The organism is Streptomyces sp. NPDC015345, from assembly GCF_043078805.1.
Classification (GTDB): Bacteria; Actinomycetota; Actinomycetes; order Streptomycetales; family Streptomycetaceae; genus Streptomyces.
In genome coordinates, this window is record NZ_JBIBTX010000003.1 from 537940 (window position 1) to 560755 (window position 22816).

The window sequence follows — 22816 nt, forward strand, 5'->3', positions numbered from 1 at the left end:
CGCGCAGTTCCCGCGAAGGCGGGCTCCTAGGCGAACCGCTGGTTCGCAGCCCCCGCACACTTCTGAAGCCGCAGCGGCTCCTTGGCCCCGGCCAGGGTCAGGCAGAGCCCGTCCGCAGCGGCGGGCCGCACCGTCCCCGCCTCACGGACGAACTTCTGGTTGCCGCCCCCGTGGCAGTTCCACAGCACAACGGCGGCACCTTCCCTGTAGGCGCCGTCAGGCACGTCCAGACAGCGGTCCTGGGTCAGCCCCGTGTGCAGGGACCGCCGCGTGTCGTCGTACCACCAGCTCTGGTTGCGGTTGCCGGTGCACTCCCACCCCTGCACCTTCGTCCCGTTACGGCTCTTGGACGCGTCGACATCCACACACGTCCCGGTGCCCTCGTTCTTCAGGGGCTTGTACACGTCGTCCCAGGCACCCTCGTACAGCTTCGGGCTGCCCGTGCTCGCCGGGTCGGCGCAACTGGCCTCGCGGTAGCCGGACTCGTGCAGCTGCGTCAGGCAGGACGCGAAGGCCGCGTGGCCGCGGGCGTTGGGGTGGAAGGACTGGCGTACGGAGTTGGAGTCCGGCGGGAAGGGGTTGGAGACGTCTACGTAGAGCCCGCGCGCCCAGGTGTCCTCCATGCAGACCTCGTGGCCGTGGAAGAGGCGGGAGTTGTCGAGGTAGGTCGCGCCCGCGTTCCTCGCGGCCTTGCGCATGCCCTTCTCGAACGTCGGCACCGCGTAGTCGCGGCCCCACTCGGTGTCGGAGTCGTAGCCGAGTCCGCCGCAGGCGAGCTTGCCGGGGAACTTGGGGTTGTCGCGGAAGTCGGGGCCGATGGGGCTCGGGTAGCCCATGGCGACGAGTCGGTAGTCGCCCTCCTGGTAGCCCGCGTCCTTCATGACGGTCTTCAGGTCGCGGATGGACTGCTCGACCTTGGGCACGAGCGCGTCGACGCGCGCCTGCCAGCCGTCGTGGTACTTGCCCGCGCAGGCGCCCTGGCTGAGCAGATAGCGCGTCACGCAGTCCGTCATCACCGGGGCGAACTGGAGGTCGTCGTTGGCGCCGATGACGAGCAGGATCGTCTTGATCCGCGTGTTGCGCGCCTTGACGGCGAGGTTGTCGCTCTGCACCAGCTCGTCGGCGTACTGCTTCTGGCCGCCGATCCTGATGTTGACGGTCTGCGCCCCCGAACACGCGACGTTGTACGTCACGTCGGCGGGGATGCCGGTGCGGTGGATCGCGGCGTCCGGCGAGCGGTGGCACCAGTTGTCGGGGCCGTCGGTGCCGGGTTCGTACGTGCCGACGCCCTCCCCGGAGATCTCGCTGTCGCCGAGCGAGATCAGGCCGGTCTTGCGCTCGGCCATGGGGCGTTCGGCCGGGCTGCCGTAGAGCGCGGTCGCCTCGGCCGCCCGGATCTTCTCCAGCTCGGGCGGGAGGGGAGCCGCCCCGGACACCCGGGACCCGCCTCCGTCCGCCGCCTGGGCGGGTATCGCCGCCGCTGTGCCGAGTACGGCCGCCATCGCGACGGCCGCCGCGAGCGGACCTCGCAGCCGAGCCCGTCGTCCGCTGCGTCTGATGCGCTTCATTGCGCCTCCCCGGTGTGGTGTTACCCAGGGTTTTTACTGGTGGGTAGCAGGCTTGGGAATACCCGGAACAAGACAAGTGCTCAACTTTTCACGGGGTTTGGACGGAGAGGTAGGTTCAAGGGCATGACCAGCGACGCCAACCACGCGACCGGCGACCACACCGGCGAGTACCGGATCGAGCACGACTCCATGGGCGAGGTACGGGTCCCCGCCGACGCCAAGTGGCGTGCGCAGACCCAGCGCGCGGTGGAGAACTTCCCCATCTCGGGACAGCGCCTGGAGCGTGCCCACATCGCCGCCCTCGCGCAGATCAAGGCGGCCGCCGCCAAGGTCAACGCGGGCCTCGGGGTGCTGGACGAGGACATCGCCGAGGCCGTCGCGGACGCGGCCGCCGAGGTCGCCGAGGGGCGCTGGGACGCGCACTTCCCCGTCGACGTCTTCCAGACCGGCTCCGGCACCTCGTCCAACATGAACACCAACGAGGTCATCGCCACGCTCGCCACCGAGCGCCTCGGCCGCCCCGTCCACCCCAACGACCACGTGAACGCCTCGCAGTCCTCGAACGACGTCTTCCCGTCCTCGATCCACATCGCGGCGACGGGCGCGGTCACCGGTGATCTGATCCCGGCCCTGGAGCACCTCGCCGCCGCCCTGGAGCGCAAGGCCGAGGAGTTCGCGGACGTCGTGAAGTCCGGGCGTACGCACCTCATGGACGCGACGCCGGTCACCCTCGGCCAGGAGTTCGGCGGGTACGCGGCCCAGGTGCGGTACGGCATCGAGCGCCTGGAGGCCTCGCTGCCGCGCCTGGCCGAACTGCCGCTCGGCGGCACGGCCGTGGGCACCGGCATCAACACACCGCCCGGCTTCTCCGCCGCCGTCATCGCCGAGGTCGCGCGGGCCACGGGGCTGCCGCTGACCGAGGCGCGCGACCACTTCGAGGCGCAGGGCGCGCGGGACGGCGTCGTCGAGACCAGCGGCCAGCTGCGGACCATCGGCGTCGGCCTGACGAAGATCGCGAACGACCTGCGGTGGATGGCCTCGGGCCCGCGCACCGGCCTCGCCGAGATCAACCTCCCCGACCTCCAGCCCGGTTCGTCGATCATGCCGGGCAAGGTGAACCCGGTCATCCCGGAGGCCGCGCTGATGGTCGCCGCGCAGGTGACCGGCAATGACGCCACGGTCGCCGCGGCGGGCGCCGCCGGCAACTTCGAGCTGAACGTGATGCTGCCGGTCATCGCCAAGAACGTCCTGGAGTCGATCCGGCTGCTCGCGAACGTCTCTCGGCTGCTCGCCGACCGCACCGTCGACGGCATCACCGCCAACCGCGAACGGGCCCGGGAGTACGCCGAGTCCTCGCCCTCCGTCGTGACGCCGCTGAACAAGTACATCGGCTACGAGGAGGCGGCGAAGGTGGCGAAGAGGTCCCTGGCCGAGCGCAAGACGATCCGCGAGGTCGTCCTGGAGGCCGGCTACGTCGACCGGGGCGACCTCTCGCTGGAGCAACTGGACGCGGCGCTGGACGTGTTGCGCATGACGCACCCCTAGCGTCCGCGTCGGGCATCCCCGGCAGGCATCCCCTGCGGGCATCCCCCGCGACGGCCCCTCCCGGGACAGGAGGGGCGTCTAATATCTGTCCATGACAGACCTCGACGGGAAGACGGCGACGGCAGGCGGCCCAGCGGCCCGGTGGGCACCCGGTGACCACATCCTGTGGCGCTACCGGGAGAACGCCGGGGAGCACGTGCACATCTGCCGTCCCGTCACCGTCGTACGGGACACCGCGGAGCTCCTCGCCGTGTGGATGGCGCCCGGCACCGAATGCGTGAAGCCGGTGCTGGCCGACGGGACCCCCCTGCACCGCGAACCGCTCGCCACCCGCTACACCAAGCCGCGCGCGGTCCGCAGGGACCACTGGTTCGGTACCGGCGTCCTGAAGCTCGCGCGCCCCGGCGACCCGTGGTCGGTGTGGCTGTTCTGGGAGCCGGGCTGGCGGTTCAAGAACTGGTACGTGAACCTGGAGGAGCCGCGGACCCGTTGGGCGGGCGGGGTGGATTCCGAGGATCACTTTCTGGACATCTCCGTGCGGCCCGACGGCAGTTGGCGGTGGCACGACGAGGACGAGTTCGCCGAGGCCTTGCGGGTGGGCCTGATGGACCCCGAAAAGGCCGCTGACGTACGCGCCGCCGGCCGGGCCGCCCTTGACGTGATCGAGGCCTGGGGGCCACCGTTTTCGGACGGCTGGCAGCACTGGCGTCCCGATCCGTCCTGGGTCGTACCGCCCCTTCCGGATGACTGGGACCGTACCCCCGCGCGCGTGTCCTCATGAGACCCTTGATGCGCTCCCGTGGTTCAAACGTAGGATCGTCCTCCGCAAGGGCGCACAGCAGCAACTCCGGGGGTCTGCGCGCTGTCTGACAGGAAGTCATCGAGGGGCGGCAGAACGTGAGCGAGGACCGCAGGGGCCAGGCCGAGGCCTTCGACGCCATCGGGCGGCACTACGACGACGCCTTCCCGCACAAGGAGGGCCAGCTCGCCGCGGGGCGCCACCTGGCCGACGCGCTCGCACCCGGCTCCCGGGTCCTGGACGTGGGCTGCGGCACCGGACTGCCCACCGCTCTGCAATTGGCCGAGAAGGGCCACACCGTCCTCGGCACGGACATTTCGGCGGGCATGCTCGAACTGGCCGAAAAGAACGTCCCGACGGCGGAGTTCCGGCTCATCGACATCGCGGACCTGACGGCCGACGGCCCGGCCGGAATCGGCCGGTTCGACGGCATCGCCTGCTTCTTCGCCCTGCTGATGCTGCCGCGCCCCGAGATCCCGGGGGCGCTGCGGCGGCTGCACGGCCTGCTGCGGCCGGGCGGCCTGATGGAGCTGTCCATGGTCGAGGCCGACCTCGACGACGCGGCGATTCCGTTCCTGGGGCACACGATCCGGGTATCGGGATACCTACGGGACGAGCTGCGCCAGGTCGTGCGGGACGCGGGCTTCGAGATCACCGGCGAGGACGCGTACTCGTACGCCCCCGCGAGCAGCGACGTACCACCCGAGCACCAGATCTTTCTGCACTGCCGACGCGGCTGAGCGACGTGCAACGCTGGACGGCGCGCACGGCGCGCAGCCCCGGACGGACGGATTCGAAACGCGTGACGGAGCACCTCACCCCCCACGAGGGTCGCAAGGCACCAGCTGCCCGGCCGACCGCCCCCGCGGATCCCCGCGGGGCGCTGCTGCGTTCCCCTCAGACGCCGCAGGGCGCGCGTGACACATCCCCGGGAGCATCGGTGCCGCCGACCAGTGAGCATTCCCAGCCGTCCGCCTCCGAGCCCGACCCGGGCAGGCCGCGCCCCGCACCCGACGGCGTGCCCGCGCAGCCGGGTCCCTCGGGACCGCCGGACGGTGAGGAGCGACGCACCGGCCGGCCGCGGCCGCCGGGCTCCGGCCCCACGGCGATGCGGCGCGACGGCGACCGGCTTCGGTTCGTGGGCGCCGCGACCCGGCGGATCGCGCGCGGCATCGACCTCGACGAGATCGTGATGGGGCTGTGCCGGGCGACGGTCCCGACGTTCTCCGACGCGATCCTCGTCTATCTGCGCGACCCGCTGCCCGTGGGCGACGAGCGACCGACCGGTCCGCTGGTGCTGCGCCTGCGCCGCACGGACCGGCTGCGCTCCATCGAGGAGGGCGCAGAGGAACCGGACACCGACGGCGGCACACTGCCCTCGCTCCAGGTGGTGCAGCCCGACATCACCGACGTGATGGGCACCGCCGAGCTCTGCGAGGTGCGGCACGGCGGCGCGCTCGCCGAGGTGCTGCGCGGGGTGCGCCCGGTCTTCGCGGACTCGGCGGCGGCGCGGGCCGCCCTGCCCGAACTGCTGGGCGAGGGGCGGACCGTGCCGACCGGCCGGCGGGCGATCCTCGCGCCGCTGCGGGGCCGGCGCCGCGTGATCGGCGCGGCCGTGTTCCTGCGCCGCCCGGACCGTCCCGCGTTCGAGGCCGACGACCTGCTGGTCGCCGCCCAGCTGGCCACGCACAGCGCGCTCGGCATCGACAAGGCCGTCCTGTACGGCCGCGAGGCGTACATCGCCGACGAGTTGCAGCGCACGATGCTGCCCGAGACGCTGCCGCGCCCGACCGGGGTGCGGCTCGCCTCGCGCTATCTGCCGGCCGCCGAGACGGCCCGGGTCGGCGGCGACTGGTACGACGCGATCCCGCTGCCGGGCAGCCGCGTCGCCCTGGTCGTCGGCGACGTCATGGGGCACTCCATGACCTCGGCCGCCATCATGGGCCAGCTGCGGACGACCGCGCAGACCCTCGCCGGGCTCGACCTGCCACCCCAGGAGGTCCTGCACCACCTGGACGAGCAGGCGCAGCGGCTCGGCTCCGACCGCATGGCGACCTGCCTGTACGCGGTCTACGACCCGGTCTCGCACCGCATCACCATCGCCAACGCCGGGCATCCGCCGCCCGTCCTGCTGCACCTGGGCGGCCGCGCCGAGGTGCTGCGCGTGCCGCCGGGCGCCCCCATCGGCGTCGGCGGCGTGGACTTCGAGGCCGTGGAGCTGGACGCCCCGGCGGGCGCCACGCTGCTCCTGTACACGGACGGGCTCGTCGAGTCCCGGCTGCGGGACGTGTGGACCGGCATAGAGCAGCTGCGCGAGCGCCTCGCGGCCACCGCCCAGTTGACGGGCCCCGACCATCCGCCGCCGCTGGAGGCGCTCTGCGACGAGGTGCTCGACATGCTCGGCCCCGGTGACCGGGACGACGACATCGCGCTGCTCGCCGCCCGCTTCGACGGCATCGCGCCGAGCGACGTCGCGTACTGGTTCCTGGAGCCGGAGGACGCGACGCCGTCCCGCGCCCGCCGCCTGGCCCGCAGCGCGCTGGTCCGCTGGGGCCTTGAGGAGCTGACGGACTCGGTGGAGCTCCTGGTCAGCGAGGTCGTCACCAACGCCGTGCGGTACGCGTCGCGGCCGATCACCCTGCGGCTGCTGCGTACCGACGTCCTGCGCTGCGAGGTCGGCGACGACGTCCCGCAGCTGCCTCGCCTGCGCCAGGCGCGCGCCACGGACGAGGGCGGCCGCGGGCTGTACCTGGTCAACAAGATGGCCCGGCGGTGGGGTGCCACCCGCCTGAGCACCGGCAAGGTGGTCTGGTTCGAGCTGAACCGGAACTAGGGCCTGTCTGACAATTCCCGCCCTCCGGGCGACGACGCGAATTGTCAGACAGGCCCCAGGACCCGCAGACGGCGGAAGGCGCCCGGAACCCATGGGGTTCGGGGCGCCTTCCGCCGTATCGCGCAGGGGCGCGGGGCCTCAGTCGCGGCCGGGCGCGCGGTCGTCGGGATCCTCGGGGATCTCGATCGTGTGCGTGGGGTCCGGCTCCTGGGTCGGCGGCTTCGACGTCGGCGTCTGCGTCGGCGGCGTGGTCGGCGGGGACGACGACGGCGACTGCGAGGGGGACTGCGACGGCGGCTTGGACGTCGGGTCCTTCTCCGGCTTCGTCGGCGTGCTCGACGGCTCCTTGGGCTCCTTCGACAGCGTCGGCTCCGGGGGCGGCGCGATGGCCGCGCCCATGTCCGTGTCGAGGTCGAACCTGCTGGGCGCGCCCATCGCGTCGAAGGTGTACGCCGCCCAGATCTGGGCGGGGAAGCTGCCGCCGTCGACGCGCGCCCGGCCGCCGGCGCCCTTCATCGACACCTGCTGGCCCTTCTCCTTGGTGTTGGGCGCACCCTCGCCGAAGAGGCCCACGGAGGTGACCAGCTTCGGCGTGTAGCCGGTGAACCAGGCCGACTTGTTGTCGTCGGACGTACCCGTCTTGCCGGCCACGTCCTGCACGGGGTGGCGCACGGCGCTGCCGGTGCCGTCGTCGACCACGCCGGTCAGGACGGAGGTCAGCGAGTCGGCGGTGGTGCGCTTGACGACCTGGTCACCGATCGGGTCGGGCAGGTCGACCGTGCGGTCCTTGTGCTCCACGGAGCCGACGAGGGCCGGGGTGACCTTCTTGCCGTGGTTGTCGAGCGTGGCGTACACGCCCGCCATCTCCAGCGGGCTCGCGCCCATGGAGCCGAGAGTCTGGGCGGGCACCGCGGGCAGGCCCTTGACGTCCATGCCGAGCGTGCTCGCCATCTCCATGACCTTGGGCATCCCGACGTCCACGCCCATCTGCGCGAAGACGGAGTTGACGGACTTGTTCATCGCCTTCTGCACGGTGACCGGGCCGTAGTCGACGTTGTCCTCGTTCGGCGGCGCGAAGGCGACGTCGCCGCCCTTGACCGGGCGCCTGCTCGTGCCGTCGTAGACCGTGCCGGCGGTGATCGGCTTGCCGTCCTGGGTCGTCGCGCCGTGCTCCAGGGCCGCGGCGAGGATCAGCGGCTTGAAGGTGGACGCCGACTGGTAGTCGCGGCGGGTGGCGTTGTTCGTGAAGTGCTTCACGTAGTTCTCGCCGCCGTACATGGCGAGGACCTTGCCGGTCTTCGGGTCGACGGACGCCGCGCCCGCCTGGACCCGGGCGTCCGCCTTGTTCTTCTTCCGGTCGAGCTTGTCGTTCAGCTCCTTGTCGACGGCCTTCTCGAGCTGCTTCTGCTTCTTGGGGTCGATGTTGAGCGTGACGGTGTAGCCGCCGGCCTCGAACTCGGCCTCGGACAGGCCGCTGTTGCGCAGCACCTCGCGCTTGGCCTCGTCGACGAGGTAGCCGATCTGTCCCTCACGGCCGGGCGGGGCCTTGGGGTCGTCCGGCTTGGGGAACTTCAGGTCCGCGCGCTTGCCGGCGTCCAGCCAGTCCTGTTCGACCATGTTGTCGAGGACGTAGTTCCAGCGGGCCTTGACGAGCTTCTTGCCGGTCGGCGTCGCGGCCTGCCAGTCGTACTGGCTGGGGGCCTGGAGCAGGGCGGCGAGGTAGGCGCCCTGCTCGACGTCCAGCTCCTTGGCGTCGACGCCGTAGTAGGCCTGGGCGGCGGCCTGGATGCCGTAGGCGCCGCGGCCGTAGTAGCTGGTGTTGATGTAGCCCGCGAGGATGTCGTCCTTGCTCTTCTCGCGGTCCACCTTCAGCGAGATGACCAGTTCCTTCAGCTTGCGGCTGACCGTCTGGTCCTGCGTCAGGTAATAGTTCTTCACGTACTGCTGGGTGATCGTCGAGCCACCCTGCTTGCCCTTGCCGGTCAGCGTGTTGAGGACGCCGCGCGCCGTGCCCTTGAAGTCGACGCCCTGGTCCTTGTAGAAGGACTTGTTCTCGGCGGCGACGAAGGTCTTCTGGACCTCCTCGGGCACCTTGTCCAGGTCGACGATCTCGCGGTTGACCTTGCCGTCCCGCGCCAGGATCGTCCCGTCGCTGTACTTGTAGACGTTGCTCTGCCTCTTCGCCGCGGCATTGCCCTCGGGGATGTCGATCACCAGGTAGAGCACGACGAAGGCACCCATGCCGAGCAGGATGAACCCGAAGAACGTCCCCAAGATCTTCTTCCAGGTGAAGAAGCGGCGTATGCCGGTGCGCTTGGGCTTGCCCCCGCCGGACGGGCGCCCGCGCGCTGCCCGGCGGGCACCGCGCTGCCGCGCTTGTCGTTCTTCGGCTCGGCCCATGACTGAGAGTGCTCCGCTTCCGTCTAGTCCACATGCGTACGTCGAGTCAGCTCATGAAGCTAACACCGCACCCTGGGACAAACTCCTGCCGATCCGGCCTTTTGCGGACGTGACAATGAGCACCTGCCCCTTAGGAACCGACGTCCGGGAGCCCCCGATGGTTGCCCGGCCGTCGCACAAACGATCGCCGCACCGGACGTATACACCGCACGTATACACGCCGTGTACAGTGCTCCGTATGTCCATTGGCCACACCCTTCTGGGGCTCCTGGAGTCCGGCCCGCGGCACGGTTACGACCTCAAGCGCGCCTTCGACGAGAAGTTCGGGCACGACAAGCCCCTGCACTACGGACAGGTCTACTCGACCATGTCCCGGCTGCTGAAGAACGGCCTCGTCGAGGTCGACGGCATCGAGGCGGGCGGCGGTCCCGAACGCAAGCGGTACGCGATCACCGAGGCCGGCGTCACCGATGTCCAGCGGTGGCTCGCCACCCCGGAGAAGCCCGAGCCCTACCTCCAGTCGACCCTCTACACCAAGGTCGTCCTCGCGCTCCTCACCGGCCGAGACGCCGCCGAACTCCTCGACGTGCAGCGCGCCGAGCACCTGCGCCTGATGCGCATCCTGACCGACCGCAAGCGCAAGGGCGACCTCGCCGACCAGCTCATCTGCGACCACGCGCTCTTCCACCTCGAAGCCGATCTGCGCTGGCTCGAGCTGGCCGCCGCACGCCTCGGCAAGCTCGCCCAGGAGGTGCGCCCCGCATGACCCCCGCCGGTTCCCTCCTCACGGCCCACGCGCTGCGCAAGGCGTACGGCCCGACCACGGCGCTCACCGACGCGTCGTTCTCGATCCACCCCGGCGAGGTCGTCGCCGTCATGGGCCCCTCGGGCTCCGGCAAGTCGACCCTGCTGCACTGCCTCGCCGGGATCGTGCGTCCCGACGAGGGCTCCATCACGTACGACGGCCGTGAGCTGACCGGTCTGCCGGACGCCGCCCTGAGCGCCCTGCGGCGCAGCGAGTTCGGGTTCGTCTTCCAGTTCGGCCAGCTCGTGCCGGAACTGACCTGCGTCGAGAACGTCGCCCTGCCGCTGCGGCTGAACGGCGCCAGGCGCAAGGACGCCGAGGCGACCGCCCGCACCTGGATGGAGCGCCTGGAGGTCGACGACGTCGCCGCCAAGCGGCCCGGCGAGGTCTCCGGCGGCCAGGGCCAGCGCGTCGCCGTCGCCCGCGCGCTCGCCACCGGGCCGCGCGTGATCTTCGCCGACGAGCCGACCGGTGCCCTGGACTCGCTCAACGGCGAGCGCGTGATGGAGCTGCTGACCGACGCCGCCCGCTCCACCAACGCCGCCGTCGTCCTCGTCACCCACGAGACGCGGGTGGCCGCCTACTCCGACCGCGAGATCGTCGTGCGCGACGGCAGGTCGCGCGACATGGAGCGGATCGTATGAGCCTCGACACCCGCGCCAGGGCCGACACCCGGCCCGGGCCGCCGGACGCCGGGCACACCGCGCCCACCGGCGTCCGCGCCTGGCTCCGCGACCTCGGGATGGGCATACGCTTCGCCGTCGGCGGCGGCCGTGAGGGCTGGACCCGCACGCTCCTGACCGCCGTCGGCGTCGGGCTCGGCGTGGCGCTGCTGCTCGGCGCCTCCTCCGTGCCCAACCTGCTCCAGAACCGCGAGAACCACACGGCGGCCCGCTCGGGCGACGACTTCTCCGGCAAGCGCGTCAAGCGGAGCGAGTCGACCGTCCTCCAGCGCGATGCCCCGACCGACTTCCGCGACTCCACGGTCGGCGGCCGCGTCCTGCGCGCCGAGGGCGACCGCCCGGTCCTGCCGCCCGGCCTGGAGAAGATCCCGGCGGACGGCGAGATGGTCGTCTCGCCCGCCCTGCGCGACCTCCTGAACAGCTCCGACGGCGCCCTGCTGAAGGACCGGTTCAGCGGCTACCGGATCGTCGGCACCATCGGCGACGCGGGCCTGGTCCACCCCCAGGAGCGCTACTTCTACGCGGGCTCCGACGCCCTCACCCAGGCCAAGGGCGGCCACCGCGTGTCGGAGTTCGGCTACGAGACGCCCGCGGAACCCTTCGATCCGCTCCTTGTCGTGCTCGTCGTCCTGATGTGCGTGGTCCTGCTGACACCGGTCGTCATCTTCATCGGCACGGCCGTCCGCTTCGGCGGCGACCGGCGCGACCGCCGTCTCGCCGCGCTGCGCCTGGTCGGCGCGGACGCCCGCGCGGTGCGCCGGATCGCGGCGGGCGAGGCCCTGTGCGGCGCGCTGCTCGGCCTCGCGGTCGGCGGCGCCCTCTTCCTGGGGCTGCGTCAGCTGATCGGCACCATCGACATGTGGCAGATCAGCGCCTTCCCCGCCGACCTGACGCCGGTGGCCTCCCTCGCCGCGCTGGTCCTGGTGGCCGTCCCGGTCACGGCCGTCGTCGTGACGCTGATCTCGCTGCGGGCCGTGTCCATCGAACCGCTGGGCGTCATGCGCAGCACCAAGGTCCGCAAGCGGCGGCTGTGGTGGCGTGTCCTGATGCCGCTCGCGGGCTTCGGCATCCTGCTGGCCGCGGGCCGCGTCGGCGGTGACTACGCGCCGCCGGTGTACGCCATCGGCGCGGGCGCCACGCTCACCCTGGTGGGCCTGGCGGCGCTGCTGCCCTGGCTCGTCGAGGCGACCGTGTCCCGGCTGCGCGGCGGCCCTGTTCCCTGGCAACTGGCCACGCGAAGGCTCCAGTTGAGCAGCGGCACGGCGGCCCGCGCGGTGAGCGGCATCACGGTGGCGGTGGCCGGCGCGGTCGCCCTGCAGATGCTGTTCGGCGCGATGCACGACGACTTCAACCGGATGACGGGGGCGGACACCGCCCGCGCCAAGATCTCGGTGCGCGCCGACATCGGTGACGCCGCGCTCGCCGACAAGATGATCGACGGCTTCCGCACCACCAAGGGCGTCAAGCGGGTCATCGCCACGGTCTCCACGTACGCCGTCAAACCAGGCCGGCTGAAGAAGTCCGACGACTTCCGTCCCACCACGGAGCTGACGGTCGGCACCTGCGCCAACCTGCGCGAACTGGCCCGCATCAGCCGGTGCGAGGACGGCGACACCTTCGTCGTCCACACCAGGGACAAGCAGATGAACAGCTGGGTCGACGAGTCGGCCCGCCCGGGCAAGCCGCTCGACCTGAACCCCATCAGCTGGGACGAGCCCGGCCACAAGCACGTCCTGTGGACGCTGCCCGCCGACGCCCGCGTGGTCACCGCCCGCCCCGACCCGGGCGGCGACCTGCACGACGGCGTCTACGCCACCCCCGGCGCCGTCGACAAGTCCAAGCTGGTCGACGCCTCGACGAGCGCCATGATCCAGGTCGATCCGGACACCCCGGACGCCGAGGAGTACGTCCGCAACACCGCGGCCCGCCTCGACCCGTTCCTGGACGTGCGGACCCTGCGCGCGGTCGAGCGCGACCAGCAGTACGCGACCGTGCAGACCGGTCTCCAGGTCGGCGCCCTGGCGACGATGACGCTGATCGCCGCGTCCATGCTGGTGTCGATGCTGGAACAACTGCGCGAGCGCAAGCGGCTCCTCGCGGTGCTCACGGCCTTCGGCACGCGTCGCGGCTCGATGGCGTGGTCGGTCCTGTGGCAGACGGCGATCCCGGTCGCGGTCGGCCTGGCACTCGCCGTCGCGGGCGGCCTCGGCCTCGGCTGGGTCATGGTCCGCATGATCGACAAGTCGGTCACCGACTGGTGGAAGTTCGTGCCCCTGACCGGCGCGGGCGCCGTCCTCGTCGCGGCCGTGACCCTGCTCAGCCTGCCGCCGCTGTGGCGCATGATGCGGCCGGAGGGCCTGCGGACCGAGTAGCCGGGCCGCTTCCCGTCGTACGCTGCCGGTGCGGGATCACACCACCCGCACCGGCAGCGGCCGCACGGCCCCGCGCAGGGCCCGCGCCAGCTCCTCGTACTCCGCGGCGCGCGCCGCGCCCGTCCGCATCGCGAGCGCGATCCGCCGGGTGGGTGCCGGGTCGGCGAAGTACCCGGTGAGCAGCTGGTTGCTGCGACTGGTCTCCACGCGCACCGCGGTGCGCGGCAGCAGCGTCACGCCGAGCCCGCCGGCGACCAGCTGGACGAGGGTGGAGAGCCCGGCGGCGGTCGTGGCGACGGGGGCGTCGGCGCGCCCCGCCTCGCGGCAGATGTCCAGGGCCTGGTCGCGCAGGCAGTGCCCCTCGTCGAGCAGCAGCAGGTTCAGCTCCTTCAGCGCCTCGCGGGGGATGCCCTCACGTCCGCCGAGCCAGTGGTCGAGCGGCGTGACCAGTACGAAGTCCTCGTCGAAGAGCGGCAGTTCGGTGACGCCCGGCACGCCGAGCGGCACCGCGAGCAGCAGCAGGTCGAGCCGCCCGGCCGCGAGCCCTTCGAGCAGCGAGGAGGTCTGCTCCTCGTGCACCTGGAGGTCCAGGTCCGGGTACTCCTCGTGGACCAGCGCGATCACCGTCGGCAGCAGGTACGGCGCCACGGTGGGGATCACGCCGAGCCGCAGCGCCCCGGTGAACGGCGCCTTGACGGCGTCGGCCTCCTCCAGGAGCGCCTCGACCTCGCCGAGGACGGCCCTGACCCGCACCGCGAGGCGTTCCCCGGCCGGGGAGAGCAGCACCTTGCGCGTGGTGCGCTCCAGGAGCTGGACACCGAGTGCCTCCTCCAGGGCCGCGACGGCGCCGGAAAGGGCCGGCTGGCTCATTCCGATCGCCGCGGCCGCGTCCCTGAAGTGCAGATGTTCCGCCACTGCGGCGAACGCGCGCAGCTGCGCCAGGCTGGGCTGTTTGCCGTTGCTCTGCTTGCCAGGGAGCTTTCCCCTATTTATGGCCCTCACTGATAACCACCTCCGATCAACTTGACCCAGTCTAGCTATTTCCCTAATCAATGCACCCTGTGCCACCATCGAGATCCGTCCAACCCGCAGGAAAGTCCCCAAAAGGGATTTACCTCGTCGCAAGGAGTACGTGTGCTCACTGTCGGTGACAAGTTCCCCGAGTTCGACCTGACCGCCTGTGTCTCCCTGGAGAAGGGCGCGGAGTTCGAGCAGATCAACCACAAGACCTACGAGGGCAAGTGGAAGATCGTCTTCGCGTGGCCCAAGGACTTCACCTTCGTGTGCCCGACCGAGATCGCGGCCTTCGGCAAGCTGAACGACGAGTTCGCCGACCGTGACGCCCAGATCCTCGGCTTCTCCGGTGACTCCGAGTTCGTGCACCACGCCTGGCGCAAGGACCACCCGGACCTGACCGACCTGCCCTTCCCGATGCTGGCCGACTCCAAGCACGAGCTCATGCGCGCGCTCGGCATCGAGGGCGAGGACGGCTTCGCGCAGCGCGCCGTCTTCATCGTCGACCAGAACAACGAGATCCAGTTCACGATGGTGACCGCCGGTTCCGTGGGCCGTAACCCCAAGGAGGTCCTGCGGGTCCTCGACGCCCTGCAGACCGACGAGCTCTGCCCCTGCAACTGGAGCAAGGGCGACGAGACCCTCGACCCGGTCGCGCTGCTCTCGGGCGAGTGAACGGAAGGCTCTGACATGGCACTCGACGAACTCAAGTCCGCCGTACCGGACTACGCCAAGGACCTGAAGCTGAACCTCGGCTCGGTCATCGGCAACAGCGACCTCCCGCAGCAGCAGCTCTGGGGCACCGTGCTGGCCTGCGCCATCGCGTCCCGCTCCCCGAAGGTGCTGCGCGAGCTGGAGCCCGAGGCGAAGGCGAACCTCTCCCCCGAGGCCTACACCGCCGCCAAGTCGGCCGCCGCCATCATGGCGATGAACAACGTCTTCTACCGCACGCGTCACCTGCTCTCCGACCCGGAGTACGGGACGATGCGCGCCGGTCTGCGGATGAACGTCATCGGCAACCCGGGCGTCGAGAAGGTCGACTTCGAGCTGTGGTCCCTCGCGGTCTCCGCGATCAACGGCTGCGGCCAGTGCCTGGACTCGCACGAGCAGGTCCTGCGCAAGGCCGGTGTCGACCGCGAGGTCATCCAGGAGGCGGTCAAGATCGCCGCGGTCATCCAGGCCGTGGGCGTCACGCTGGACTCCGAGGCGCACCTCGCCTAGGTCATGGGAAAGGGGCCCGGAACCATTGGTTCCGGGCCCCTTTTCGTATGCCCGCCCTACTGCGGCGGCGGATCCGATGCGGACACGTCCGACACCGTCGCCCCCTGCGGCTGCGGCTCCCGCGCCGCCTTCAGCGCGGCCTCGCGGGAGTACGCCCGCAGATAGCCGACCACCGTGTTCGTCACGGCGACCAGCGGCACCGCCACGACGGCCCCGCCGATCCCGGCCACCATGCCGCCCGCGGCGACCGACAGGATCACCGCCAGCGGGTGCACCCGCACCGCGCGGCCGAGGATGAACGGCTGCAGGATGTGCCCCTCGATCTGCTGCACCGCGAGGACCACCGCCAGCGCCATCACCGCCGTGAACACGCCCTGCGTCACGAGCGCGACGACCACCGCGAGGGCCCCGGAGACGACGGCGCCGACCAGCGGCACGAACGACGCCAGGAAGATGATGACGGCCAGCGGCACCGCCATCGGCACCCCGAGGAAGTAGATGCCGAGGCCGATGAAGATGGCGTCGATCATGGCCACTATCACCGTGCCGCGCACATACGCGGTGAGGGTGCGCCAGGCACGCGGCCCCGCCCCCGCGATGCCGGGCCGGGCCTGGGCGGGCACCAGCTTCAGGAACCACTGCCAGATGCGCTTGCCGTCGTAGAGCAGGAAGAGCGTCGAGAACATCGCGAGCAGGATGCCGGTCAGCGCCTCGACGATGACCGTCACGCCTTCGAGGCCGGCGGAGGTGAGCTCCTCGGTGTTGGCGCCGACGGCGTCGCGCAGGCTCGTGGCGATGTCGTTGATCTGGTCCTCGGTCACGTGGAAGGGGCTGTTGAGCAGCCACTTGCGCAGGTCCTCGATGCCGTCCTGGACCTGACCGGAGAGCTCGTCGGCGTTCTCCATGACCTGCCAGACGACGAACCAGCCGACCAGGCCCATGATGACGAAGCCGAGGATCGCCGTGACCGCCGTCGCCAGCCCGCGCGGCAGACCGACCCTCCGCAGCCGGGCCACCGTGGGCTGGAGCAGCGCGGTGATCAGCAGCGCGGCCACGAAGGCGAGCACCACCAGCTGGACCGCGCTGATGACCTTCATCAGGACCCAGAGCGTGCCCGCGAGGATCAGCAGCCGCCAGGCGGCCTCGGCGGCGACCCGCATCCCCCACGGCACGGCCGCCGCGGGGTCGGGTCTGGCCGCCACGGCGGGCGCGTAGGCCGGCGGCGGAGGCACGTGGTCGGGCTCCACGCCCGCGACGTCGTCCGGCTCGTCGTCCGGCTCGTCGTCCTTGGCCCGCTGCTCGTTCAACCGCTCGCTCATCTCGCTCAGTCCGGCACCGAGCCTGCCGAGCCACCCTGGCACTCGCGACATGATCCGTCCTCTACCCCCGTCTTTCCCCACCACTCCCCCGGGAGCCGTCCACACCGACCGTACACGGCAGAAACCCCCCACCGTAGGACGGTGAGGGGTCTGCCGAGTCGAGCGCGGCAGGGCCGGGGTGTGGCCTAGTACCAGTGGTTCGTCTGCCAGAATTCCCAGGCACCGCACGGGCTTCCGTAGCGGTCGTTCATGTAGTTCAGGCCCCACTTGATCTGCGTGGCCGGGTTGGTCTGCCAGTCGGCGCCCGCCGAGGCCATCTTGGAGGCGGGCAGCGCCTGGACGAGGCCGTAGGCGCCGGAAGAGGCGTTGGTGGCCTTGTAGTTCCACGTGGACTCGTGGTTGACGATGTTGCTGAAGCACTGGAACTGGCCGCTGGGGACCATCTGCCGTGCCATCGCCTGGACCTGGGCGACCGTGTACGAGCTCTGCGGAGCGAAATCCTTGGCGTCGCGCGCGGAGGAGCGGCTGGCCTTGGTCTCGGCCTTCTCCTCGCGCTCCTTCTTGGCGGCGGCCTTCTTGGCCGCCTCCGCCTTCTCCGCGGCCTGCTGCTTCTCGATCGCCGAGGCGGCGGCCTGCTTGCGGGCCTCCTCCGCGGCGGTCTTCTTCGCGACGGTGTCGGCGGCCATGGCCTGCGCGTCGGCCTGCTGCGTCAGGGACGCGGTCTGGACCTGGGCCTGCTGACCCGCGGGGATCTCTGCGAGGAGCGTCGCGTCGCTCGCCGCTGCCTCGAAGTCGTTCGTGTTCGAGGGCTGGGTGTTGCCCGAGGCGACACCCACGACAGCTCCGACGGTGGTGACCGCGGTGGCAGAAGCCACGGCGAATCCCCGGACCGAAATCCGGCTCACACGGTTTCCTTCCAGCATCGCCCGCATAGGTGACCTCGCGGACGCAATCGTGCCCCTGGCGCTGGCCTCCGCTTGCGATCGGTCACGGGAGGCACGGGCCCGGTGGGCAACTCCCGTGACGGGAGCGCCGCGTGGTGCTCGGGCGGCATGCGACGGCCACTATGAAGTTCTGTTGTGCCGTACCGCTGGGGGTACACGTGTGTCGCATGCGGGGCCTGACAGGACTGAGACTCTGCCGCAGCCGGACACCGCAAGGCAATTCTCCGTTGCGTGGGAAAGCTCACACGCCGTTTACCCCAGGAGTTTTCCGGAAACAGGCGCACACGACGGCGCCGCCCGGCTAGGCTCCTTCGCTTCGCCGGACGGCGCCAACTACCGCGCTTTTGCCGTGAACTGACTCAGATGTGGCCGTCCTCCAGCATTTCGGTCACCAGGGCCGCGATCTGCGAGCGCTCGGAGCGCGTGAGGGTGACGTGCGCGAAGAGCGGATGGCCCTTCAGCTTCTCCACGACGGCGACCACCCCGTCGTACCGCCCCACGCGGAGGTTGTCGCGCTGGGCGACGTCATGGGTCAGTACGACACGGGAGTTCGCCCCGATCCTGGAGAGCACGGTCAACAGGACGTTCCGCTCCAGGGACTGGGCCTCGTCCACGATGACGAACGCGTCGTGCAGCGAGCGGCCGCGGATGTGGGTGAGAGGCAGGACCTCCAGCATGCCGCGCGCCGTGATCTCCTCGATGACCTCTTTCCCGGCCACCGAACCGAGCGTGTCGAAGACCGCCTGCGCCCACGGACCCATCTTCTCGGCCTCGCTGCCGGGCAGATAGCCGAGCTCCTGCCCGCCGACCGCGTACAGCGGACGGAAGACCATCACCTTCTGGTGCTGGCGGCGCTCAAGGACGGCCTCCAGGCCCGCGCAGAGCGCGAGCGCCGACTTGCCGGTTCCGGCGCGCCCGCCCATGGAGACGATGCCGACGTCGGGGTCGAGGAGCAGATCGAGCGCGATCCGCTGTTCGGCGCTCCTCCCCTTGATGCCGAAGGCCTCCCGGTCGCCGCGTACGAGACGGACGTTGCCCTCCGCGGTGACGCGGCCGAGGGCCTTGCCCTTCGCGGACTGGATGGTGAGGCCGGTGTGCACGGGCAGGTCGGCCGCCTCGGGGACGTACAGCTGGTCTTCCTCGAAGAGGAGGTCCACCTGTTCGCCGGAGAGGGCCAGCTCGGACATGCCGGTCCAGCCGGAGTCCGTGATGGCGAGTTCGGCGCGGTACTCCTCGGCGAGCAGTCCGACCGAGGATGCCTTGATCCTGAGCGGCAGGTCCTTGGAGACGACCGTGACGTCGTACCCCTCGGCCTGGAGGTTGCGGGCCACCGCGAGAATCCGTGAGTCGTTGTCCCCCAACCGGTAGCCGGCCGGGAGCACGCCGGGATCGGAGTGGTTGAGCTCGACGTGCAGCGAGCCGCCCAGGTCCCCGATGGGGATCGGGGCGTCCAGGCGGCCGTGCCGGATCCGGAAGTCGTCCAGCAGGCGCAGGGCCTGCCGGGCGAAGTAGCCGAGCTCCGGATGGTGCCGCTTGGCCTCCAGCTCCGTCACCACGACGACGGGCAGCACGACTTCGTGCTCGTCGAAGCGGGTCAGGGCGTTCGGGTCGGCCAGCAGGACGCTGGTGTCGAGAACATAGGTGCGCCTGTCGGGCATGCGGCGCTTTGTGCTGGTCACCACGGAAGGACGTACCCCCTCGGATGAGGTCGCGGAGCGACGGGAGGGATGCCGGGCGGGCCGGCGGATGTGAACCGGACCGGACGCGGCCGCGATGCGCGGGCCGAGCGCCGGCCCTCCACGTCGCCCGCGTTGCGCACACGGTCGTCCTGGTGCAAAGGGCCTCCCGGGCGGACGGCCCATGCCGCCCGCTGAGATACGACGTCCCTTTCGGATACTGCTCGGACGTCGACCTGGAAGGCTTATTCCCTCCAACGAGCGCCGCCATGCCAGGGCATATGACGACGCGTTGGTTAACTCCGGGTTACCCGGGCCTCAGGGGGTGGGTGCGGGTCAGCCGCCGTAGCGGCGGTGGCGGGCCGCGTAGTCACGCAGCGCGCGCAGGAAGTCGACCTTGCGGAAGGCCGGCCAGAAGACCTCGCAGAAGTAGTACTCGGAGTGGGCGGACTGCCAGAGCATGAAGCCCGACAGGCGCTGCTCGCCGCTCGTGCGGATCACCAGGTCGGGGTCGGGCTGGCCGCTGGTGTAGAGGTGCTTGGAGATGAGGTCGATGTCGACGCTCTCCGCGACCTCCTCCAGGCTGGTGCCCTTGTCCGCGTGTTCCAGGAGCAGCGAGCGGACCGCGTCGGCGATCTCCTGGCGGCCGCCGTAGCCCACGGCGACGTTGACCAGTATCCCGGTGTTGTCGTGGGTGGCCTGCTCGGCTTCCTTCATGACGGCCTGGGTGCGGGCGGGCAGCAGGTCGAGCGCGCCGACGTGGTGCACGCGCCAGCGGCCGTCCGCGACGAGCGAGCGGACCGTGGCCTCGATGATGCCGAGGAGCGGGGTGAGCTCCGACTCCGGCCGGTCGAAGTTGTCGGTGGAGAGCATCCACAGCGTGACGACCTCGACGTCGGTCTCGGCGCACCAGCCGAGGAACTCCTCGATCTTGTACGCGCCGGCCTGGTGGCCCTGTGCGGTGGTCCCGCCGGACGCCTTGGCCCAGCGGCGGTTGCCGTCGAGGATGACCCCGATGTGCTTGGGCACCTGGTCGTGGTCGAGGCGGCCTTCCACCCGGCGTGCGTAAAGTCCGTACACCAGGTCGCGCAGGTTCACGTCTGTCAGCCCCTCCAGCAGATGGTGGTCCTCAAGGGGTGTGCGTAGGGCAGTCCCCGAGGGCGACACCCTACCGCCGCACGGGCCGCCCGCCGAAGTCGGGTCCCGGTCGCTGAAGTAGCTTCATCTCCATGAACGACACGTCTCTGTACCGCGCGGCCGAGGGCCGTTACGACGCGATGGAGTATCGGCGCACGGGGCGCAGCGGACTGAAGCTGCCCGCGGTCTCCCTCGGGCTCTGGCACAACTTCGGTGACGACAAGGCCCTGGACACGCAGCGCGCGATCCTGCGCCGGGCCTTCGACCTGGGCGTCACGCACTTCGACCTGGCCAACAACTACGGCCCGCCGCCCGGTTCGGCGGAGCTGAACTTCGGCAAGATCTTCGCCCAGGACTTCGCCTCGTACCGCGACGAACTGGTCATCTCGACCAAGGCCGGCTACCTCATGCACCCCGGCCCGTACGGCGAGTGGGGCAGCCGCAAGTACCTGCTGTCGTCGCTGGACGCGTCGCTGGAGCGGATGGGTCTCGACTACGTCGACATCTTCTACTCCCACCGCTTCGACCCGGAGACCCCGCTGGAGGAGACGATGGGCGCGCTCGCCTCCGCCGTCCAGCAGGGCAAGGCGCTCTACGTCGGTGTGTCGTCGTACAACAGCGAGCAGACCGCCGAAGCGGCGCGGCTGCTGCGGGAGATGGGTGTGCCCGCGCTCATCCACCAGCCGTCGTACTCGATGATCAACCGCTGGACCGAGGAGGACGGCCTGCTCGACACGCTGGAGGAGGCGGGCATGGGCTGCATCTCCTTCGTGCCGCTCGCCCAGGGGTTGCTCACGAACAAGTACCTGAAGGGCATCCCGGAGGGTTCGCGCGCCACGCAGGGCAAGTCCCTGGACCCGGATCTGCTGAGCGACGAGGTCGTGCGCCGGCTGAACGGCCTCAACGACATCGCGGCGGCCCGCGGCCAGTCGCTCGCCCAGCTCGCCCTCAACTGGGTGCTGCGGGACGAGCGGATGACCTCGGCGCTGATCGGCGCGTCGAGCGTCGGGCAGCTGGAGGAGAACGTGGCGGCGCTGGCCGGGCCGAAGCTCACGGACGAGGAGCTCGCGGCGATCGACACCTTCGCGGTGTCGACGCCGGGCACGAACATCTGGGCGGGGCGCGGCTGACGCGTCGGCTCGGCGCGTCAGCCGCGTACGGGGCGGGCGCGCCGGGTCAGCCGTGGGCGCGCGGGCGCTTGAACCACGCGCCCGCGGCGCCCTGGGAGAGCAGGACGACGACGGCGATGGCGCCGAGCAGGGGCAGCAGCCCCACCGGGTTGCCGTTCGCCGCTCCCCCGAGGCCGAGCGCTGTCTGCACGCTCATCAGGACGATGCAGGTGACGCGGATGCCGTTGCCGACGCTGCCGAAGCGGAAGGCCATGCCGGCCGTGACCAGGAGGCAGAGGTTGACCCCGAGGGCGGCGCCGCCCGTCTCGGGGTTGACCACGGCGACCGCGAGGGCCGAGCCGAGGACGGTGAGGGCGGCGAGGACCCAGGTGATGATCTGCGCGGCGCGGACGACGCCGGGCATCCGCTGCGGGGTCTGCGGGCCGTAGCCGTGGCCGGGGTCCTGCGCGGGGCCCGGGTAGGTGGGGAGGCCTGCCTGCGGGTGGTTCGGGGCGTGGGGCGGTGGGGGGAGCTGATCAGACATGTACCTGACCATAACGGCGCGTGATCTTGGCGCCGCCACCACCACGGACCCCCGGCCTGAACGCGGGCACAAAAAACGGGCCGGTCCGTGGGGGGGAGACGGACCGGCCCGAGGGGGGGTTTCCACCATAACCCTTCGTAAGGGATTTCGCGTGCATCGGCGTGCCACAACTACTCTCCGAGACCATGCGACGACTGCGCGAGCCCGTTCTGGGGCCGGAATCCCGGGTTCTGCGGCGGATTTCGGCCGGGCGCGGCCGTACTCCACACGGGGGACCCCGCAGGCGTTCGCGCGCTTGACGCGCCGGGTGTGCGCGCCGCTAACTTCGCCGGATGGCGACGATGAAGGTCTTCGGCCCGTCCCCGGAGCCCGGCCGGGCGATCTCCGCGGATGCCTCGGAGATCCCTCTCGAGATCGCGGGATCGGCGCGGGCGCGGCGACGGGGGCTGCTCGGCCGTGCGGGTGTGACGGGGGCGCTGCTGCTGACGCCGGCGCGTGGCGTGCACACCGTGGGGATGCGGTTCGCCGTTGATGTGGCGTATCTGGACCGCGAGTGGCGTGTGCTGTCCGTGCGGACGATGCCGCCGGGCCGGATCGGGGTGCCGCGCCCGCGGGCCCGGCATGTGATCGAGGCGGCTGCCGGGTCGCTGGCCGAGTGGGGCGTACGCCGGGGTGCGCGGATCGTCGTGCACGGCGCGGGATGACGGCTCGCGGTGCCGCGCGGCCCCCTCCACCGCGCGGCACCGCACGCGTAGCTTTGCTCACGCGAATTAGCCTTGGTCTGAACTTACGTGACGGGCAGGGACAGATCGAGCCAGTATTGATAACGATGCGGAATCAAGGCTTC

At 70.9% G+C, this 22816-nt stretch carries 19 protein-coding genes; 11 read left to right on the forward strand and 8 right to left on the reverse strand.

The genetic code is table 11. The features are described from left to right. Positions 1-26 precede the first annotated feature (26 nt). Complete coding sequence (locus ACF062_RS14745; RefSeq protein ID WP_392138200.1) at positions 27-1568, reverse strand: ricin-type beta-trefoil lectin domain protein; 1542 nt, start codon at positions 1566-1568, stop codon at positions 27-29. Positions 1569-1691: 123 nt separating this feature from the next. Between ACF062_RS14745 and ACF062_RS14750 the strand changes: the two genes are divergently transcribed. The 4 genes from ACF062_RS14750 (at position 1692) to ACF062_RS14765 (ending at position 6745) form a co-directional block, all read left to right on the forward strand. Continuing rightward, the gene (locus ACF062_RS14750; RefSeq protein WP_392138202.1) at positions 1692-3113 is read left to right on the forward strand and encodes a class II fumarate hydratase; all 1422 of its coding nucleotides are present in this window, start codon (positions 1692-1694) and stop codon (positions 3111-3113) included. 91 nt (positions 3114-3204) lie between these two features. Beyond that, the gene (locus ACF062_RS14755; RefSeq protein WP_392138204.1) at positions 3205-3894 is read left to right on the forward strand and encodes a DUF402 domain-containing protein; all 690 of its coding nucleotides are present in this window, start codon (positions 3205-3207) and stop codon (positions 3892-3894) included. A 116-nt stretch (positions 3895-4010) separates the two neighbouring features. Beyond that, entirely contained in the window at positions 4011-4652 is a 642-nt protein-coding gene (locus ACF062_RS14760) for a methyltransferase domain-containing protein (protein ID WP_392138206.1), read from the forward strand. Positions 4653-4714: 62 nt separating this feature from the next. After that, positions 4715-6745 carry a SpoIIE family protein phosphatase gene (locus ACF062_RS14765; RefSeq protein ID WP_392138208.1) on the forward strand — a complete coding sequence of 677 codons (2031 nt, stop codon included), beginning with the start codon at positions 4715-4717 and terminating at the stop codon, positions 6743-6745. Positions 6746-6883: 138 nt separating this feature from the next. Here ACF062_RS14765 and ACF062_RS14770 read toward each other — a convergent pair whose 3' ends face one another. Then, the gene (locus ACF062_RS14770) at positions 6884-9145 is read right to left on the reverse strand and encodes a transglycosylase domain-containing protein (RefSeq protein ID WP_392138209.1); all 2262 of its coding nucleotides are present in this window, start codon (positions 9143-9145) and stop codon (positions 6884-6886) included. A gap of 238 nt (positions 9146-9383) precedes the next feature. Here ACF062_RS14770 and ACF062_RS14775 point away from each other — a divergent pair, with 238 nt between their 5' ends. Genes ACF062_RS14775 through ACF062_RS14785 form a run of 3 tightly spaced genes read left to right on the forward strand, consistent with a single transcriptional unit; the run spans position 9384 to position 13005 of the window. Beyond that, positions 9384-9911, forward strand: a complete 528-nt coding sequence (locus tag ACF062_RS14775) for a PadR family transcriptional regulator (protein ID WP_223776482.1) — start codon at positions 9384-9386, stop codon at positions 9909-9911. Beyond that, a complete protein-coding gene (locus ACF062_RS14780) occupies positions 9908-10594 on the forward strand; it encodes an ABC transporter ATP-binding protein (protein WP_392138211.1) in 687 nt (228 codons plus the stop codon). Before ACF062_RS14775 ends, ACF062_RS14780 begins: the two co-directional genes overlap by 4 nt. After that, positions 10591-13005 (forward strand): FtsX-like permease family protein, encoded by a 2415-nt coding sequence (locus tag ACF062_RS14785; protein ID WP_392138213.1) that lies wholly within the window; start codon positions 10591-10593, stop codon positions 13003-13005. Before ACF062_RS14780 ends, ACF062_RS14785 begins: the two co-directional genes overlap by 4 nt. A 36-nt stretch (positions 13006-13041) precedes the next feature. Here the strand turns inward: ACF062_RS14785 and ACF062_RS14790 are convergent, their stop codons facing one another. Continuing rightward, complete coding sequence (locus ACF062_RS14790; RefSeq protein WP_392138215.1) at positions 13042-14007, reverse strand: LysR substrate-binding domain-containing protein; 966 nt, start codon at positions 14005-14007, stop codon at positions 13042-13044. A 132-nt stretch (positions 14008-14139) separates the two neighbouring features. On the opposite strand from ACF062_RS14790, the gene ACF062_RS14795 reads away from it, so the two are divergent. Together ACF062_RS14795 and ACF062_RS14800 are read left to right on the forward strand one after the other, a co-directional pair. Beyond that, positions 14140-14694 (forward strand): peroxiredoxin, encoded by a 555-nt coding sequence (locus tag ACF062_RS14795; protein ID WP_127909977.1) that lies wholly within the window; start codon positions 14140-14142, stop codon positions 14692-14694. Positions 14695-14709: 15 nt separating this feature from the next. Beyond that, positions 14710-15240, forward strand: a complete 531-nt coding sequence (locus tag ACF062_RS14800) for an alkyl hydroperoxide reductase (RefSeq protein WP_392138217.1) — start codon at positions 14710-14712, stop codon at positions 15238-15240. Positions 15241-15296: 56 nt separating this feature from the next. On the opposite strand, the gene ACF062_RS14805 is transcribed toward ACF062_RS14800, so the two are convergent. The 4 genes from ACF062_RS14805 to ACF062_RS14820 form a co-directional block, all read right to left on the reverse strand. Further along, positions 15297-16610, reverse strand: a complete 1314-nt coding sequence (locus ACF062_RS14805; protein WP_392138218.1) for an AI-2E family transporter — start codon at positions 16608-16610, stop codon at positions 15297-15299. 134 nt (positions 16611-16744) lie between these two features. Next, complete coding sequence (locus ACF062_RS14810; protein ID WP_392138220.1) at positions 16745-17482, reverse strand: transglycosylase SLT domain-containing protein; 738 nt, start codon at positions 17480-17482, stop codon at positions 16745-16747. A 380-nt stretch (positions 17483-17862) separates the two neighbouring features. Beyond that, positions 17863-19185, reverse strand: coding sequence for a PhoH family protein (locus ACF062_RS14815; RefSeq protein ID WP_392138221.1), 1323 nt, complete (start codon positions 19183-19185; stop codon positions 17863-17865). Between the two features lie 330 nt (positions 19186-19515). Next, positions 19516-20277 (reverse strand): isoprenyl transferase, encoded by a 762-nt coding sequence (locus tag ACF062_RS14820; RefSeq protein ID WP_223776476.1) that lies wholly within the window; start codon positions 20275-20277, stop codon positions 19516-19518. Between the two features lie 131 nt (positions 20278-20408). Between ACF062_RS14820 and mgrA the strand changes: the two genes are divergently transcribed. Further along, a complete protein-coding gene (gene mgrA / locus ACF062_RS14825) occupies positions 20409-21446 on the forward strand; it encodes an L-glyceraldehyde 3-phosphate reductase (protein WP_320590079.1) in 1038 nt (345 codons plus the stop codon). A 46-nt stretch (positions 21447-21492) separates the two neighbouring features. Here mgrA and ACF062_RS14830 read toward each other — a convergent pair whose 3' ends face one another. After that, a complete protein-coding gene (locus ACF062_RS14830) occupies positions 21493-21969 on the reverse strand; it encodes a hypothetical protein (protein ID WP_392138223.1) in 477 nt (158 codons plus the stop codon). 341 nt (positions 21970-22310) lie between these two features. Here ACF062_RS14830 and ACF062_RS14835 point away from each other — a divergent pair, with 341 nt between their 5' ends. Continuing rightward, on the forward strand, positions 22311-22673 hold the full coding sequence (locus ACF062_RS14835) for a DUF192 domain-containing protein (RefSeq protein WP_392138871.1): 363 nt from the start codon (positions 22311-22313) through the stop codon (positions 22671-22673). Positions 22674-22816: the final 143 nt, after the last annotated feature.